Genomic DNA, 16,385 nt, shown 5'->3' on the forward strand with positions numbered 1-16,385 from the left:
AATAATAAAGAGGCTCCCGATTGGGAGCCTCTTTCGTTTTATAGCATCAATATTTTCTTGTAATTTAGCATGATTAATACTTGTTATGATAAACCCACACTCCATATTACAAAGTCATAAACTGCGAATTACCGATTGCAGGCTGGAAATCATTCGTGAATTTTTAGACAAGCAGGTGGCATTGGCACATTCTGATCTGGAAGAGTCACTGGACAACCAGTTTGACAGGGTCACGATTTATAGGACGCTGAAAACTTTCGTTGATAAGGATGTAATACACAAAGTACTTGACGATACCGGAGGGGCCAAATATGCTCTATGCTCGCATGATGAAGACCAAGAGCATAGCCATGAGCATGTTCACTTCAAATGTGAGGTTTGTGGAGAGACAACTTGCTTAGAGGATATCATATTACCTCAAGTTAAACTTCCTGCAGGTTTCCAGAAAAATGAAATGAGTTTATTGGTACAGGGTATCTGCGAAAAATGCCATTAAAAATCCACGGGCTCAGGTCTTGCTCCTTGAGGGACATCTGAGGGCCAGATGACACCCGGAGGCAAATCAATTTTAGGCGGAGTTAAATTTTCTACTCCCCCATCTCCTTCATCTCCGTTGCTGTCTCGCCTTTTTAAGGAGTTGCGAGTTAAGGTGGCTACAAAGTAAATTAGAACTACATAAGCCAACCCGCAGAGCACCAGATCTATTACTAAACTACTCATCATGGCCAAAAATTTTAATTAATATAAACCAATACACATTTTAAATCAATGCCTTGGTCAAATTGTTTAGAAGAAAACCTGTGTTTATGATTTTAATCGGCTTGTTTAATCCCTCGGATACTAGGATATTTGCGAGCTGAAAATAAAAGTGATGATAGTAAAGACGAAAAAATACAAGCTGGAAACAGGCACTTACATTAAAATGGGCTTAGTACATATCCTTAAAGAACAATGGTGGGTAATTCCAATTGCCTTAGCCATCATGTGTGGATATTTTTGGATTCCTTCTATTTGGTGGATTATAGGCGCATTGATCGCATATGGCCTATATGTGCTTTTCTGGGCAATACAATTTACGGGAGTAACTCAAATGGAGCAGAACAAAGCCATCTTCGAAAAATTAGGCTATGAAATCGACAGTAGGCAGATTCTGATGAAAATAAATTCCAAGCAAGGAATGCCGATCCAGTGGAACATGGTAAAAAAAGCAGAGGTTAAAAATGATGCTTTTGTACTCTACCTTTCCAAAGCGCAATTTATCCATTTACCTTTCCGTATTTTTAACTCGGATAACGAGCGAAAGTTTATGGAGACGATTTTGAAGAGAAAAGAATTGGTTAAGTAAGAATCCCTATTCGGAGTTCATATTATCTTTAAATAGAAAATGCCCCAAGAAATTGATTTCTTGGGGCATTTATTTTTGGATAGAAATTCTTTTTCAAGCCAATTGGCAAGTAGAATGTTAAGTATTCTGATATCTCTGATTTTTGATATCTCTGATTTTTTGAATTAATGTCATTGAATAAGGAACCTCATTTCTTATCAGTTTTTTTAAATTAAAATATTTGTCATCCAACCAAACCCCTAGATAAGGGAGCTTCAAATTGGACAGTAATACTGATTGCGTTTTTTCAGGAATCCTGATTTCATAATCCGGCAATCGAGCCAGTTTTTGATTAAAGTCACCATATAATTGATGAAGATTTTCTTGGGTTTCTTCTGACAATTCATTCAATGATGAAGTCCTTTTTATGGGTTTTGGAAAGTCGGAAATTCGTTTTTTTGGAATTTCTAGAAAATCAAAAAGGGGCTCAAGAGAATCAAAAATCTTGTCATACTTGACAAAAAATGTTGGACAATTCAGATAGTCCTCATACCAGTTAAAAAAGTGTTTCTCAAATTTGAATCGGTCCACCCCTTCAGCGGCATAATCACTGAGCTTCATTTCTAGAGAAATGGGATTTGTTCTCCATTTTTCCAATTTCAATAACTTAACAGAATGCATATGATGAAAATCTCTCCGAAAAAGAGAAACTGTTGCCAGCTCTGGATTACCATATATATAAACGCACTTTAATTCTTTATTTGTACTTAAAGGGGGGACTGGCAAATGTTTTAGGCCATCATCATCATCTGGATGATTCGTATTACGATATTTCTTGAGCCAATTAATCAGAAAAGTAGTTCCTACCCCACCATAAGAGGAAACTATTACTTCTATATCTTTTGAGATAGTCATATTTAAATTTTGATACAGAAAAAGTGAAAACAGAGATAGTTGTTTCTATCTCTTATTGCAATCTATCTATAAGGTGGTTTCTCGTGAGGAATTAATCATTTAGGCTTTAGTGATTAAAACAACCTGAAAACCAGAGAGTAAACTATACAGTTGATTTTATCTCCTTAAAATAATATGTATTTCATGGAGTTTGGGTCCACAATATATAATCTCTTTTAAAAATTTTCTGCATATAAGTTATGCTCCTAATATCTTAGTTTACCTGAAAATATCTCAATGAATCTAATTATCTCTTTATTTTATTTCATTGGCTATAAACTCTGAAATAATACTTCCCAGAGCTTGGTAACCTTTTTCCTGGTAATGAACGTCGTCGTTTCCTTTTCCAAACTCCTGATGAATTTTTCTCGATTTTTTATAAATATCATTAACAATAACTGAATGTTTTTTCATGATTTTTTTTGCTGCCTTATTGTACTTTATTCCATCTTTTTGAAACCTTCCAGCTTCATTTTCTGGCACATAGCTTGTCGTCACAAAAATCAATTTGGCATCAGTTTTTGATTTTAAAATCCCTACTAAGGAATCAAGATTTGATGAATAGTCCTCCAAAGAATAAGTGATCGTACCATAAATTTTATCTCGATTACCCTGAACTTTGGAACCCGGGTGTCGATAGCATAAATCCCATAATCCCCAATTGAATTGTATGATATCCCAGTTTTCATCCCCAATCCACTCTTCTATTTTATTTAAACCTGTTCCAGTATGCTGCGCATTACCTGGATTATGAAAAACGGAAGCTTTTGAACCCAATTCCTCTTGGACAAATGGCGTATATCCAATTGAAATAGAATCTCCAATAATTAAAACCTTCGGCTTTTCTTGATTATCTCTTGGGAGAAAAGCAAAAAACAAACTGGCAATAAATGCGATACTTTTTAAAAATGACATGTTTTAAATTCTATTCTGGATTTAATCGAAATGAACTTGAACTTTTTTTGAGTTACAGTCTGAATGCCGAATAAATTACCCCCAATGGAGATTTGCCATTCCTTTGGGGGTTAATTATTTCAATTATCACTATTTGAGTTTCTCTAAGATGACCTCTATTGCTTTATCCAGTTGATTTTGATTGCCCTCTAATCGGTCAACGAAGTTCTCTTCGACTCTGATATCAGGAGATACTCCTTCCTTTTCAAGATTCCTGCCATCCAAAGTGTAACAGCCCCAAGATGGAAGTCTATAAAAAGAACCATCTACCAAGCCTTGTCCGGAAGTAAATATGATCCAGCGATAGGTTTCGGTTCCCACAATTGTCCCAAGCCCAAGTTCCTTAAATCCCTGAGCCGTCATCTCGGCATCGGAAAGAGATTGCTCATTGATCAACAAAACAATCGGCTTATCCGCAGGTGAAAAGTTTGGCTGGTTGGTCAAAGCACCGTCTCTGTATTTCCACTGCAAATAGCTTCTTTGGCTCAAAAACTGAAGGACAGGATCATGCACATTTCCTCCCGTATTATAGCGAAGATCCAAGATCAAGCCTTCACGATTTCCTTTATTTGACACCATGTATTCCAAGAAATGTTGAAGCTCACCACCACCCATATTTTTCATATGTACATAAGAAATTTTATCTCCAGTTTTCTCGTCCACATAGGCTTCATTGGTATCCATCCATTCATCATATAGCCAGGTTTTCATCGCAAAATAGGAGGTAGGATGAACTTTCACTTTTACTTCTTCACCCCCTCGATCAAAAGTCAATTCCAGTTCATTTTCTATAGATGGACCTGTAAAATAGATTTCCCTGTTTTTAGACTTATCCACATTTTTCCCATTCACAGAAATTAATACATCTCCAGGTTTAACAGGGCTAGAACTTAAATCAAGCGGACTGTCTTTTGCAACTTTATCCACAGTATATGGAGAATCATTTTCAAAGATTATCCCAGTTTCCATAGATCTTGTTCCCAAATAAATCTTTTGCTCCTCACCACTAGAATTAAACCCATAATGTGAAGTATTCAGCTCACCCAACATATCATTAAAAATTTGAGCTAAGTTAGCTCTGCTGCGTATAAAGGGCAAAAATTCAGCATAGCGATCTCTCAATTCCTGCCAATTTTCACCATGAAAATCTCCATCGTAAAAATTTTGTTCCATTCCTGCCCATGCCTCAAAATACATCTGTTCAAACTCTTCTTTGAGGTTTTTTGAAAAGTTTTCCACAAGTTTAATTTCCTCTATCTTATTACTATTCGGATCAAACGTATTGACTTTTCCACTGGCTAACAGGTATAGGTTTTCCTTATTTTCCAAGATCATAAATCCTCCTATTCGTTGATCTCCCACCTTTTCTGTCTTAGGTCTTTCAAAATCTTCATAAGTAGTTTTCCACATTTTCGGAGTACCCTCATCATGGTTGGAAGTATATAAAACTATAGTCTTTCCTTCAGCCTGATAAACGTATGGAGAAGACTGCTGTCCAAAGGACGGACCTACTAATTCAAGCCTATCCATAAAGTCTCCCTCTTCCACTTTTACTTCCACTTTTTTCTCTTCTTTTTCTTTATCACCTTCCTTTTTTTCGGCAAAAAGTTCATCCACTTGATCTGAAACAAATAGATCATCAAACTTCTCCAGTTTCATTCTATAAATATGGGCATCCGTTGTCCCATAGGGATAACTAGGATTTGTTCTGTCGGTCACAAAATAGATATACTTGCCATCAGGAGACCATACTGGATTGGTTTCAGTGACCAAAGTCTTCGTAAGGTTTATGGTCTTTTTACTTGGTCGATGATAAATCATTACTTCTCTCTCAAAATTCCTGATAGGTGAGAAAACTATGTATTGATCATCCGGAGAAAAATATGGATTTGGAGTATAAAGCCCCCATAACTCATCCTCAACTAGAGTAGAACTTTCGAGCGTCTCTAAATTAATTTCACGGACTTCATTTCTTCCGCTCATATACACCCCTAATGTTCTATCTCCATTCAAAACTAAATTCCGGTTTTTGTCTTTATCTTCTGTCAGTTGCTTCTCTTCACCCGGGTTTTCGGCTGATATGGTAAATAAATTATGATATCCTTTGACCGTCCTGGTATAGATTAAGGTCTTATTATCTGCCAACCACTTCACCTCTTCCACAGCTTCTTTGGCTTCAGTAGGGATCTTCTTGATAAATTTCCCTTTGATATCGGAGATAAATAATACCCCTCTTGAAACAAAAGCCATTTTTTTACCATCAGGAGAAACATCAAAATAACTGACATTGCCCGCTACTTCTCTAGAGATATCTTTTCCTAGGGTTTGATTTTGGTAAAGGGAAAATTGAGGCTTAGAAGTTTGTCCAGTAGCTACATCATAAACATGGATTTGGTAATCTTTCTGAAAAACCACCTTTGCTCCATTTGCGCTAACTTTTGGCCATAAAATAGAGCTTGGGAAATCAGTTAATTGAGTTTTTTCTTCCCCTTCAAAAGTATAGAGATTATATTCTCCATTGGCCTCATCAGACATGAAATAAACCTTACCATTTTGGTCAATCGTGGCACCAAAATCCTTCCCTTCATAGTCAGTATACTGCTTATAGGCTTTCGAACTTGGATCATACGATTTGATATCAGGGTTATACTCTCCTTTATACCGCTTACGATTAGCGAACCTTTTGCTTTCCCAGCTTTCATTAAAAAATATCTCCCCGGTAGTAGGGCTGATCACGGTATTATGTACTGTATTAAAATAATGAGGAAAGAGCCTTTTTGGCGTAGCACCGGTTATTTGAATTTCAAATGTGGTGTAAGAATTATACCTGCTTGATGTAAAGTAAATTGTACTGCTATCCCAACTCCATGATTCTACCTCATCTGTAGCCTCATGAAAGGTCAATTGCTGAATTTCACCACCATTCAATGGCATGATAAAAACATCCTTATTGCCATACTGCTCTGCGGTAAAGGCAAGCCATTTTCCATCTGGTGATACTGCTGGCTTAGTTTCTTCCCCCTCCATTGCAGTGATACGAGCTGCCGGCCCTCCCGACACTGGCACTTTCCATAAGTCTCCCTCATAGCTGAAAATAATAACATCCCCGTCTGGAGTCAGGGTAGGCTCAGAGGCAAAATAAGGAGATTCCATTGTCTGTGCATTTGCAAAAAACACAGACAATACCAATAAACAAGTAATGTATAGTTTTCTCATTCTGTGGTGGTTTAAGTATTATTCTACTAAAGTTAAAAAAGCCTATTCAATAAAAAAGCCTATCCAGGGGATAGGCTTTTACTGTGTATTTTAAGGGTTAATTACATTGGAGGCATAATCACAGTGTCAATCACATGAACTACGCCATTGTCAGCTTCTATATCAGCCGCAGTTACGGTCGCATTGTTAATCATTGCTTTACCGTCTTTTAAGGTAACTTTTACAGAACTTCCTTCTACTGTTTTAGCCATTTGACCATTTTTCAGATCTGATGACATTACTTTACCAGGTACCACATGATACGTAAGGATTTTCACCAGTTTTGCTTTGTTTTCAGGCTTTAACAAGCTTTCAACAGTTCCTTCTGGAAGCTTTGCAAAAGCATCATTTGTAGGAGCAAAGACCGTAAATGGGCCGTCCCCTTTTAAAACATCTACTAAATCTCCAGCTTTAACTGCAGCAACTAGTGTAGTAAGGAAATCCTGAGAGATTGCCAGGTCAACAATGTCTGCGTCTACTTTAGTCTCGTGAACTGATGTAGGTTTTATTGTAAATGAAGATGCTATAATAATAACTGTAAGCATCAATACTGTTCCTAATTTTTTCATAATAGTTAGTTGATTTGGATTAGTTTAATTTGTAATCATAGGAACACATCAGGTAAGTAATTGTTTATCAATTTTTTACAATCGGTAGTATTACCATCATTAAATCAATTTTTAAGGGATGAAGTATGGTTAGCAGGAAATTATCGATATTTAAGCATGCAAATCAGACTGATCGCTATAGGCAAAACTGATAATAAGTCCATTCAATCTTTAATTGATGAATACAGCAAACGCCTTAACTTTTATATCAAATTTGATTTTGAGGTAATCCCTGATCTAAAAAACACCAAATCACTTTCCGAGACCATACAGAAAGAAAAAGAGGGAGAGTTAATCTTAAAAAAGCTGACCCCATCGGATGAACTGATTTTATTAGATGAAAGAGGTAAAAGCTACAGCTCAATTGATTTTTCTCAGTTTTTACAGAAAAAAATGAATGCGGGTTTAAAGCAATTGATTTTTGTAATTGGAGGACCTTATGGTTTTTCCGAAGCGGTATATGCCAGGGCAAATGGTAAGCTGTCTATCTCGAAAATGACCTTTTCCCATCAGATGATTCGACCCTTTTTTGTTGAGCAACTTTACAGAGGCTTTACGATTCTACGAAACGAACCTTACCACCACGAATAACTTTTCTCTTAACACTAAAAATTCTTAGTGAAATACTAAAAATCAGCCCTTTAACATTTCTTCAATGTTAAGAATTAGTGTAATATTGGGAGTAATGTTACCAAATTGTTAACTTTACCTATTATCATTAACATATACTTCATGTAAGATGAACCGGTTCTTGTGCATATTTTCCATTTTCATATGTATTTGCTTTCCAGCATTTACACAGGAAGCTATGCCTGCTCTAGAGGAATTGCACTTTGAAACTGACCTAGAAAGACAAATCTGGGAGAATGATAAAAATGATCCCCTTCAACTTTTTAAAGCCATTCACGCAGAAAATATTGAAAATGATAAATGGCATGAATTAGTAGCTGATCTCGACAAGAAAAGAGCTAAGACGAATAATGAGTATAATTTACTCCGAAGTATTTTCGAGAAATCTCATAAATATTTATTGAAAAACTACGTTCAGCATTCCACTTTCAATCAAATGCTAGAAACGGGAGATTTTGATTGTGTAAGTGGTTCAGCCACCTTAGGGATTCTTTTAGAGCGATATGGATTTGATTTTGATATCGTAGAAACAGATTACCATGTATTCATAATGGTTAATCTTGATGGTGAAAACCTAATTCTAGAAAGTACCCTTCCAATCGGAGGACTTATCACTAAATCTTCTGAGGTAAAGAAATATTTAGACAGTTATAACCCAAAAGAATTTGCCCAATTAACCTCTCTTACGCAAAGATTGGGAAGCCCAGACATTGATTTTTCAGAACATGCGATTTTCAGAAAAGTCTCCTTAGTTGAATTGGCAGGACTGCAATATTACAATGATGCGATCTCCCACTTCAATGAACAATCCTTTGGGCTAGCTTCAAAACAATTAAGTAAAGCCCTTCTACTATATGAATCCGAAAGGATCAAAGCGCTTAGAGAATTAGCCATTGAACAGGCTTACAAAGTCTATGGCTACGATCTAAAATAAAAATGACTCCTCAAACCTGAGAAGTCTTACTCCTATTTATTTACAATCAACCCAAATGTTCTAGTGGAATTACCATTTCCAGTAAAACGAAAAATGCCCTACTCATCATAGGGCATTTTTTCTTTATTGATCTTAATGATGTTGGTGTCCATCTGGGCCATGAACGTGACCATGTTCTATTTCTTCAGGCTGAGCTTCTCTTAAGAGAATCACTCTACCATCAAATTGCAAATCATATCCTGCCAAAGGTGGATTAAAATCCATATGAACGCCCATGTAATCTATTTTGGTTATTTCACCTTTGATCTGATTGCCTTTATCATCTTGCATGGGGATCACCGCTCCTACCCTCAAAAGGTCATTATTCTTCTTCCCTTTCTCTTTGAAATTTGCTTTGGGGATAATGGTTTGACGTTCCTCATAATAGTCACCATAGGCATTCTCAAAGTCTATAAAGACTGAAAACTCATCTCCAACAGTTTTACCCGCTAAAGCCTCTTCAAATTTGGGAAAAACTGCACCTGTCCCAAATAAAAATAAGAAAGGCTTATCCTCCGGAACTTCCTCGTAAGGTGTCATCCCAGTTTCTCCATCATCTACTTTGAGTTTGTAGGCTATCCCTACCACTTTTTCCTTTTCTACTATCATTATTTATTGAGATTAACGGAACATATAGGCAACTCCGATATTGGCAACGAAATTTTTACGGTCATATCCCGGCACAAAATATTGGTCAGGACTATTCTCCAAATACCATTTATAATTCAGCGTATTGACATATTGCATTTTGGCACTTAGAAGCAAATCTCCCAATCTCCAATCCCCCACCAAAGAAGGTACTAGGTCCACATACTTATTTCTCCAGTCTTTGGAAGCTTCGTACCGATAGTAGTAAAAATCATTGTTATAAACGATTCGCTCCATTTGGAAGCCTAATCGATTCATTTTATTAACCCAAGCAAATTCTACAAATATCACATTGCTGGCAGGCCCATTTCCTGCTCCAAGTACCTGACCATTGTGTGTATACCCATCTCTGACATAATCATGAATGTACCAAGTTTTAAGATCTCTGATATCCTCTCTGATGGTTTGTCCGGTCTGCGTCATTTCTGAGCTGATCTGGAAATAATGCCCAGGCTTCTTCAAGCTCATTAAATGAGAGAATCCAAATGTAAATGCTCTTCCAGATTCCGGTTCAATCATAAAATCACTAAGTCTGGTGCTATTTCCATTGGTTCCATATTCTCCATAGAATTCAAAATGACCTGCAGGGCTCAGCCATCTGAAAAATCCAGAGCTAAGTTGCTGTCTTTTGTCACGAATGGGGTCTAGGATGTTCTCTGGACCTTTTCTACCATTAAAGACAGGAAGGATATCTCCTACTGTAGACACATCTTTACGGTACATATGGTTTACCGAGCCATAACCAAGGAATAAACCCGGAACCCATTTTGGTTGATAGGTAAATACTAATCCAGAAAGGTATCTGTTACTATCTTCTGGTTTAGGAATATGAACAGGATTACCTTGAATCATGTAATCACTTTGAGGAGGTAAATATCCACTAGACTTCAAAAATCCAGCGATAAACTGTGCCTCAAAGGATCCGATTTTAGTTTCAATGGGTTTACGTGTATTCGCTGTAAAATGAAGGAATCCAGGGGCATTATTGCCCATCAAAATTGAATTTCTTCTGCCAGGGCCCCACCATAGATTTTCTGTTGATAGACCAAATGAAACATCCTCAAGGTTGTATCTAAAGCTGGACTGACCAGGATAAATTTGATTATATCCCGAATCACCAAAACGTTCCGGCATATCTATCCTATTCATATATTCATAATAGAATAATATGGTTGCTTGATGCTCGATTGGAAATCCTTTATAATCCTTATTCTGAGCAAGTAGAACTTCAGGCTGAAATTGAAAGCTGAAATTTCCGTATTCAGCATATATTCCAGGGCTTAAAATAGCTTGAAATCCTCTATTGGGAATAAAAGCTCCGTCATTTACACCAAAAGCATAAGTAGAATTAAATTGAGTTTTAACTACTCCTGGGAGCAAGAGAAATTTTCCTTTATTATCCTTTCCGAAATATTGGTGAACTCTGGATATATCTGTATCCACTACTGAATCGTCCAAATCGAACCCATTTTCAATTCCAAAAGCCTCAGTTGGATAAATTGGTCGAATCATAAAAGAACTGCTGGAATCCACATTTCCTAAAAGCTGGGCTCTTCTGATATATTGATCCAGCAAAGGCATTCCAATTGGCACTGTTTGAGCTATGGCAAGTGAAGACCAAAATAACAGCCCAAAAGTCAAGATGATAAATCTGTTGGTATTAATACTTTTCATCAGGGCTTAATTTAATGTAAGAGCTGTAATTTCCACTTTGGCTAAGGACCAGGATTCGTCACATATTGGATCCGGCGAATTATCCGCTGTTAAATCAGAATTCACATAGATTCTAACATTGGGGTTGCTATGCTCTACGATTTTAGAGATGCTATATTTTGTACTATAATTATTACTCGCTCCAAAAAGGCAAAGTCCAGGTAAGTTGGTTTGAATAGCACCTGATTTAGGAGTGTTTTGGCGAAAATATCCGTCTGGATAGGATTGATATAGACAGTAGGTGGAAACACAGGGTGAATTCGAGAAAGTCGTGCGAAAAACCTCTTGGTTATCTATTCCGAAAAACCAATAATCTGGGCCTCCTTCTCCATCATCAGGATTTCCATCCCAACTATCATGAACGATGATTTCCAAGGTAACTTTTAACAGATTATGAGATGGCATATCGCTTACATTCACCGCAATTTCTTCATTATGGTAATATCCTGCGACAGTATCATCTTCAAAAATAAACAATCTCCCATTCTCAAATCCAGCCAAATTCAAATCAGAAAAATCATTGGAGTAAACAACAGATTCAGCTTCTAAAGTATCAGTGCAAGATGAAAGAAAACCCAGGAAGATTAAGGATGGGAATATAACCCAACCCTTTAACCAAGTTCGAAATGTCATGAATAATAGTTTGCAGTTAAAAACTTATGCCACAAAGAAACAAAAAACCAGCCAAATGAGGATTACTCAATCTTTCCTAATTTTCTAAGGCATAGCAATAAGTAATCTTTATTTTTGAGAAAATTTAGATATCTACTTATGGGCAATTTCACCATTGTTGCAGGAGCTAGACCGAATTTCATGAAAATCGCCCCGATTATTCATGAAATTCAAAAATTGCAGAAAGAAAAATCTGGAGTAAGTTTTCGACTTATCCACACAGGACAGCATTATGATAAAAAAATGTCCGGGGATTTCTTTGAGCAATTAGATATACCTCAGCCCCACGCCAATCTAGGTGCCGGAGGAGGTACTCAAGCGGAGCAAACTGCTGCAATCATGGTAGCTTTTGAAAAAGAGCTCATGGAAAATCGTCCAGATTTAGTCCTAGTTGTGGGAGATGTCACCAGCACCCTTTCCTGCTCCATTGCCGCAAAAAAACTTCAAATCGATGTAGCCCATGTAGAAGGAGGTATTCGTTCCGGCGATTTAGGTATGCCAGAAGAGATCAACAGAATGGTAACTGACTCCATCACAGACCACTTTTTTACTACTTCAGAAATTGCCAATCAGAACTTAAGAAACTCAGGGTTTTCAGAGGATAAAATCCATTTTGTAGGCAATACAATGATTGATACCCTTTTGGCACAAATGCCAAAATTTCAAAAACCAGAAGGTGCTATTTTCGACCAATTGGAAGCTGGAAACTACTTCGTCATGACCATGCACAGGCCAGCTAATGTGGATCAGGAGCATAAGTTAAAAGCCATGATTGATGCCATTCTGGATGGCACGAAAGGATTACCAATCATCTTTCCTGTTCACCCCAGAACTGCCAAAAATCTTCAGGCAATCGGTATTGAAGCTCCAAATCTAAATATGGTAGAACCATTGGGTTATTTGGAGTTCAATTATTTGGTGAAAAACGCAAAAGGAGTCATTACAGATTCTGGAGGGATTACAGAGGAGGCTTCAGTGATGAATGTACCTTGCATCACGCTTCGGGATAATACCGAAAGGCCAGAGACCATCGATCTCGGCACCAATGAATTGGTAGGAACCAATCCAGAAAAATTAAAGCCCTACCTCGATAAAATCATGAGTGGCGATTGGAAGAAATATAAAGGAATCCCTCTTTGGGATGGAAAAACCGCCGAAAGAATCGTTAAAATCCTTGAAGATAAATACCCTTCGGTAAAATGATAGATCGCGTTAAAGAACTGGTAAATCAACTTCAACTCCTACCCCATCCTGAGGGAGGGTATTATAAGGAGACTTACCGTTCTTCACAAAGCGTTAATACAGAGCCAGGTCCAAGAAACCTATGCACAGTTATCTACTTCTTATTGACTTCGGAAAACATCTCAAAGTTTCATCGCATCAAAAGTGATGAGCACTGGTTTTGGCATGAAGGAGATTCTTTAACTATTCACTTACTGAGTGAAAAAGGGCATGAAAAAATTTGTTTGGGACCCGTGGACTCCCTTGGGAACTTCCCTCAGCAAGTTGTCAAAGCGAATACAATATTCGGAAGCACGGTTGATACCAAAGACAGCTATGCCTTAGTTTCCTGTGTAGTAGCCCCCGGGTTTGATTTTGAGGATTTTGAATTATTTGATGCTGACACTCTTTTGAAAAGTTTTCCTGAAAATGAGCCTATCATCAAGCGATTGACTTGATTATTAATCCATTATTAGAAATTTGATTACAGCTTAAAAACAAGAAAAGGGCTCCAATTGGAGCCCTCATCATTTCATTGTGGTGATGTTTCTTAGAATGAGAAACCTACTCTCATTGTAATTTTTGTTCCAGGAGACAATCTTGTGAAGATTTGATCCTGCGCCTCGTAAGACTTAAATACCATTTCTTTTTTGTCATTCAATAGGTTCTGAACACCGATTCCTGCTTGAATACGCTCATCAGCTCCAAAAGTCTTATTTAAGTTCAAATTTAAGCTATGGAATGGTACAGTATAAGTATCTGTTCTGTTACCAAATCCTACATAATTCAAGGTTGAACCTTGTACGTTATAAAATAGTCCCGCTTCTAAACCATTCACGAAAGACTGGTAGCTCAAACCTGTATTGATAATATAAGGAGCTTGACCGGCCATATCTCTTGTGTCTTTGATTTCCTGTCCTTCTCTAGCTGTCAATACTCTAGATCTGTATTCTGACTCAGACATTTTAATCTGAGACTTAGTCACAGTCACATTCGTATTCCAGTTGAAGTTTTCAAGCTTTGGAGCAATGAATTTCAAAGACTTTCTGAATTCAAATTCCAGACCTGCTACTGAACCATTACCAACGTTTCTTGGCTGGAAAGTACCTGGATCAGAAAGGAACTGAACCATTTCGATTGGCTTATCAAATGATTTGTAGAATGCACTTACAGAGAACATTTGACCTCTGTCTTGGAAAGCTTCCCATCTTAAGTCAAAGTTGTTGATTCTTGTAGAAACCAAGTTTCCATCCCAAAGAACTTCTGATCCACCGTTTGTAGTTTCTGGATAAAGACCACCAATAAATGTTCTACCCGTAATAGGATCCAAAATCTCCGCATAAGACAATTCTTTGAAAGAAGGTCTAGCAATCGTTCTGGAAGCCGAGAATCTCAAGTTTTGCTTTTCAGCCAGGTTGTAGATCAAGTTTACGGTAGGGAAGAAATCTAAATCATCCAACATGGTAACCAAATCATAGTCGATTGTACCTGTCTGGTTGGTTCCAGTATAGTATTGATTGAATTTCTCCACTCTCAAACCTACGATCGCTTTTAGATTGCTAGCTGGATTTGCTTCTAAAGAAGCGTATCCACCCATATTCGTTGCGATAGACTCGTATTTATTAGGGTTGATCGGAATAAAATCCGCATTATATCGTACTCCATTTCTATTGTCTGCAGAGAATAAATTCTCATCCAAAAGAATCTCATTTGGGTCTCCATTTAACTCGGTATCCCCTGTGGCAAACTGGAAGCTTTGGATATCGAAATCTCTGTATTTGAATACATAGTTTCCGCCAAATTTCAACTTAGAGTCTCTTTGGAAAAGAGAAAGGTTTCTTGTCAAGTCAAGCTTACCTACCATACTATACTCTTCTAGGTTTCTCCAGATTCTTGCTGGCAATCCAACTTCAGTAGAAACTGTATTTTCAGGAACTCTGAATCTTGTAAATCTGATGTCTGGATCCTGGATTGTAGATCTTGTAGGGGCCAATTTCCAATTTACTTCCCAGTTTCTTCCATTGAAGTAATGAGTACCTCCAAGCATGATGCTACTCAAAGCTCTTTGGCTATACTCAAGGTTATACTGCTTTGCAGTAAAGTTTGCTCCCAAGTTAGTGTTGACAAAGTCAAATTCCCCTGCTTTGGACTCACCATTTTGCAAGTGCATCAAGTTTAGCTTGTACTTGGAATTGTCTGTTTTCAAAGCAATTCCAGCCAAACCACCCAGCAAGACATTGTTCACACCATAATCACCTTTTTGTCTTTCAAGTGCTTCCAACTCAGTAGCGCTAGCCTCTCTTGGCTTTGCAAAAAGGTTAAACTCAGCATCCTGGTAGAATTCGGTCTCATTTTTATAAGTAAAGGCAAAGTTGTATCCCCAAGTAGCTTTAGATCTTGCGATTTGATTTCCCAAGGAGAAACTCAAGCCCATATCCATTAAGCTGTTGGATCTATAACCTCCAAGTGTCTTATTAAAATCACCTAAAATCTGCTGATATTCCAACCCTTTTGGTCCATTTGGATTTCCGATTGCATCTCCATATTGAGGGATATCAGTTCTACCATCTGTTGGAATTGCACGAGTTCCATCATCAAATCCCAAAAAGTCTGTAGACCCACCATCGTACTTCAAGTAATTTGAATTAAAGTGCATAGATGGGTTAATACCTCCACTAAGGCTTAATTTCATAGATTCTTCTTCAGGGAAGTCTTTGGTTTCGATATCCACAACTCCACCTGTGAAATCAGCCGGAAGATCAGCTGTAAATGACTTTGATACGATAATATTATCGATCACATTCGTTGGGAAAATATCCATCTGGATAGAGTTTCTATCTGGATCCAATCCAGGGATATCCACACCATTCAATACGGTTTTGGTATATCGGTCTCCCAAACCACGAACGTAGATATATTTTCCACCTTCAATAGATACACCTGTCACTCGCTTGACAGCAGAAGCCGCATCTCCATCACCAATTTGACGGAATGCACTGGCTGAAATACCATCCATCAGGTTGGCAGCATTTCTTTTTACAGACATCAAGGCTGACTCTGTAGTTCTGATCGCCGCTGCGGCAATAGTTACGGTCTCCAATTCTGAAGCTTCTTCAGCCATGGAGATTTCATTTAATACATTAACTGCTCCAGACTTCACCTCTACTCCAGTTAATTCAACTGTCGAATAAGAGATATAAGAAATGGAGATTGAATAAGTACCTGGCTCAACTTGAATTTCGAATTTTCCATCGAAATCAGTCACTGCCCCAGTTGAAGTTTCTTTAACAAGTACTGATACTCCAAAGAGTGGTTCACCAGAACCTTCTTCAAAGATTGTCCCACGAATGGTTCCTTTCTGCGCAAAAGCGAATCCTGCAAATATCTGGGCCAAAACCAGAATAACAAGAACAAGAATGGTTCGTGACATGAA

At 37.6% G+C, this 16,385-nt stretch carries 15 protein-coding genes; 6 read left to right on the forward strand and 9 right to left on the reverse strand.

Translation table 11 applies throughout. The annotated features are described in order from the left end of the window. Positions 1-85: 85 nt before the first annotated feature. On the forward strand, positions 86-496 hold the full coding sequence (locus tag ALPR1_RS00100) for a Fur family transcriptional regulator (RefSeq protein WP_008197521.1): 411 nt from the start codon (positions 86-88) through the stop codon (positions 494-496). Here ALPR1_RS00100 and ALPR1_RS00105 read toward each other — a convergent pair. After that, positions 493-720, reverse strand: coding sequence for a hypothetical protein (locus tag ALPR1_RS00105; protein ID WP_040303065.1), 228 nt, complete (start codon positions 718-720; stop codon positions 493-495). The two genes, ALPR1_RS00100 and ALPR1_RS00105, sit on opposite strands and share 4 nt — an antisense overlap. Before the next feature lie 151 nt (positions 721-871). Between ALPR1_RS00105 and ALPR1_RS00110 the strand changes: the two genes are divergently transcribed. Beyond that, a complete protein-coding gene (locus tag ALPR1_RS00110; protein ID WP_008197526.1) occupies positions 872-1,345 on the forward strand; it encodes a YcxB family protein in 474 nt (157 codons plus the stop codon). Positions 1,346-1,462: 117 nt separating this feature from the next. On the opposite strand, the gene ALPR1_RS00115 is transcribed toward ALPR1_RS00110, so the two are convergent. The 4 genes from ALPR1_RS00115 to ALPR1_RS00130 form a co-directional block, all read right to left on the reverse strand. Further along, positions 1,463-2,239, reverse strand: a complete 777-nt coding sequence (locus ALPR1_RS00115) for a hypothetical protein (protein ID WP_008197528.1) — start codon at positions 2,237-2,239, stop codon at positions 1,463-1,465. Positions 2,240-2,533: 294 nt separating this feature from the next. Further along, positions 2,534-3,193 carry an SGNH/GDSL hydrolase family protein gene (locus tag ALPR1_RS00120; protein WP_008197530.1) on the reverse strand — a complete coding sequence of 220 codons (660 nt, stop codon included), beginning with the start codon at positions 3,191-3,193 and terminating at the stop codon, positions 2,534-2,536. A gap of 129 nt (positions 3,194-3,322) precedes the next feature. Next, positions 3,323-6,448, reverse strand: a complete 3,126-nt coding sequence (locus tag ALPR1_RS00125) for a S41 family peptidase (RefSeq protein ID WP_008197532.1) — start codon at positions 6,446-6,448, stop codon at positions 3,323-3,325. 101 nt (positions 6,449-6,549) lie between these two features. After that, on the reverse strand, positions 6,550-7,056 hold the full coding sequence (locus ALPR1_RS00130) for a fasciclin domain-containing protein (protein ID WP_008197534.1): 507 nt from the start codon (positions 7,054-7,056) through the stop codon (positions 6,550-6,552). 156 nt (positions 7,057-7,212) lie between these two features. Here ALPR1_RS00130 and rlmH point away from each other — a divergent pair, with 156 nt between their 5' ends. Together rlmH and ALPR1_RS00140 are read left to right on the forward strand one after the other, a co-directional pair. Next, on the forward strand, positions 7,213-7,686 hold the full coding sequence (gene rlmH, locus ALPR1_RS00135; RefSeq protein ID WP_008197535.1) for a 23S rRNA (pseudouridine(1915)-N(3))-methyltransferase RlmH: 474 nt from the start codon (positions 7,213-7,215) through the stop codon (positions 7,684-7,686). A 217-nt stretch (positions 7,687-7,903) separates the two neighbouring features. Next, the gene (locus ALPR1_RS00140) at positions 7,904-8,659 is read left to right on the forward strand and encodes a hypothetical protein (RefSeq protein WP_008197537.1); all 756 of its coding nucleotides are present in this window, start codon (positions 7,904-7,906) and stop codon (positions 8,657-8,659) included. A gap of 132 nt (positions 8,660-8,791) precedes the next feature. On the opposite strand, the gene ALPR1_RS00145 is transcribed toward ALPR1_RS00140, so the two are convergent. From ALPR1_RS00145 to ALPR1_RS00155, 3 genes are read right to left on the reverse strand one after another with little or no spacing between them, the layout of a single operon-like run. Further along, on the reverse strand, positions 8,792-9,307 hold the full coding sequence (locus ALPR1_RS00145; protein ID WP_008197538.1) for an FKBP-type peptidyl-prolyl cis-trans isomerase: 516 nt from the start codon (positions 9,305-9,307) through the stop codon (positions 8,792-8,794). Positions 9,308-9,319: 12 nt separating this feature from the next. Further along, the gene (locus tag ALPR1_RS00150) at positions 9,320-11,020 is read right to left on the reverse strand and encodes a capsule assembly Wzi family protein (protein WP_008197540.1); all 1,701 of its coding nucleotides are present in this window, start codon (positions 11,018-11,020) and stop codon (positions 9,320-9,322) included. A 6-nt stretch (positions 11,021-11,026) separates the two neighbouring features. Further along, positions 11,027-11,692, reverse strand: coding sequence for a hypothetical protein (locus ALPR1_RS00155; protein WP_008197542.1), 666 nt, complete (start codon positions 11,690-11,692; stop codon positions 11,027-11,029). A 138-nt stretch (positions 11,693-11,830) separates the two neighbouring features. Here ALPR1_RS00155 and wecB point away from each other — a divergent pair, with 138 nt between their 5' ends. Beyond that, positions 11,831-12,934: a non-hydrolyzing UDP-N-acetylglucosamine 2-epimerase gene (gene wecB / locus ALPR1_RS00160; RefSeq protein ID WP_008197543.1), complete on the forward strand. Its 1,104-nt coding sequence runs from the start codon at positions 11,831-11,833 to the stop codon at positions 12,932-12,934. Next, the gene (locus ALPR1_RS00165; RefSeq protein WP_008197545.1) at positions 12,931-13,410 is read left to right on the forward strand and encodes a cupin domain-containing protein; all 480 of its coding nucleotides are present in this window, start codon (positions 12,931-12,933) and stop codon (positions 13,408-13,410) included. The genes wecB and ALPR1_RS00165 overlap by 4 nt, the downstream gene beginning before the upstream one ends. A 92-nt stretch (positions 13,411-13,502) precedes the next feature. Here the strand turns inward: ALPR1_RS00165 and ALPR1_RS00170 are convergent, their stop codons facing one another. Continuing rightward, the gene (locus tag ALPR1_RS00170; protein WP_008197547.1) at positions 13,503-16,382 is read right to left on the reverse strand and encodes a TonB-dependent receptor domain-containing protein; all 2,880 of its coding nucleotides are present in this window, start codon (positions 16,380-16,382) and stop codon (positions 13,503-13,505) included. Positions 16,383-16,385: the final 3 nt, after the last annotated feature.

The sequence above is a fragment of the Algoriphagus machipongonensis genome (assembly GCF_000166275.1).
Lineage (GTDB): Bacteria > Bacteroidota > Bacteroidia > Cytophagales > Cyclobacteriaceae > Algoriphagus > Algoriphagus machipongonensis.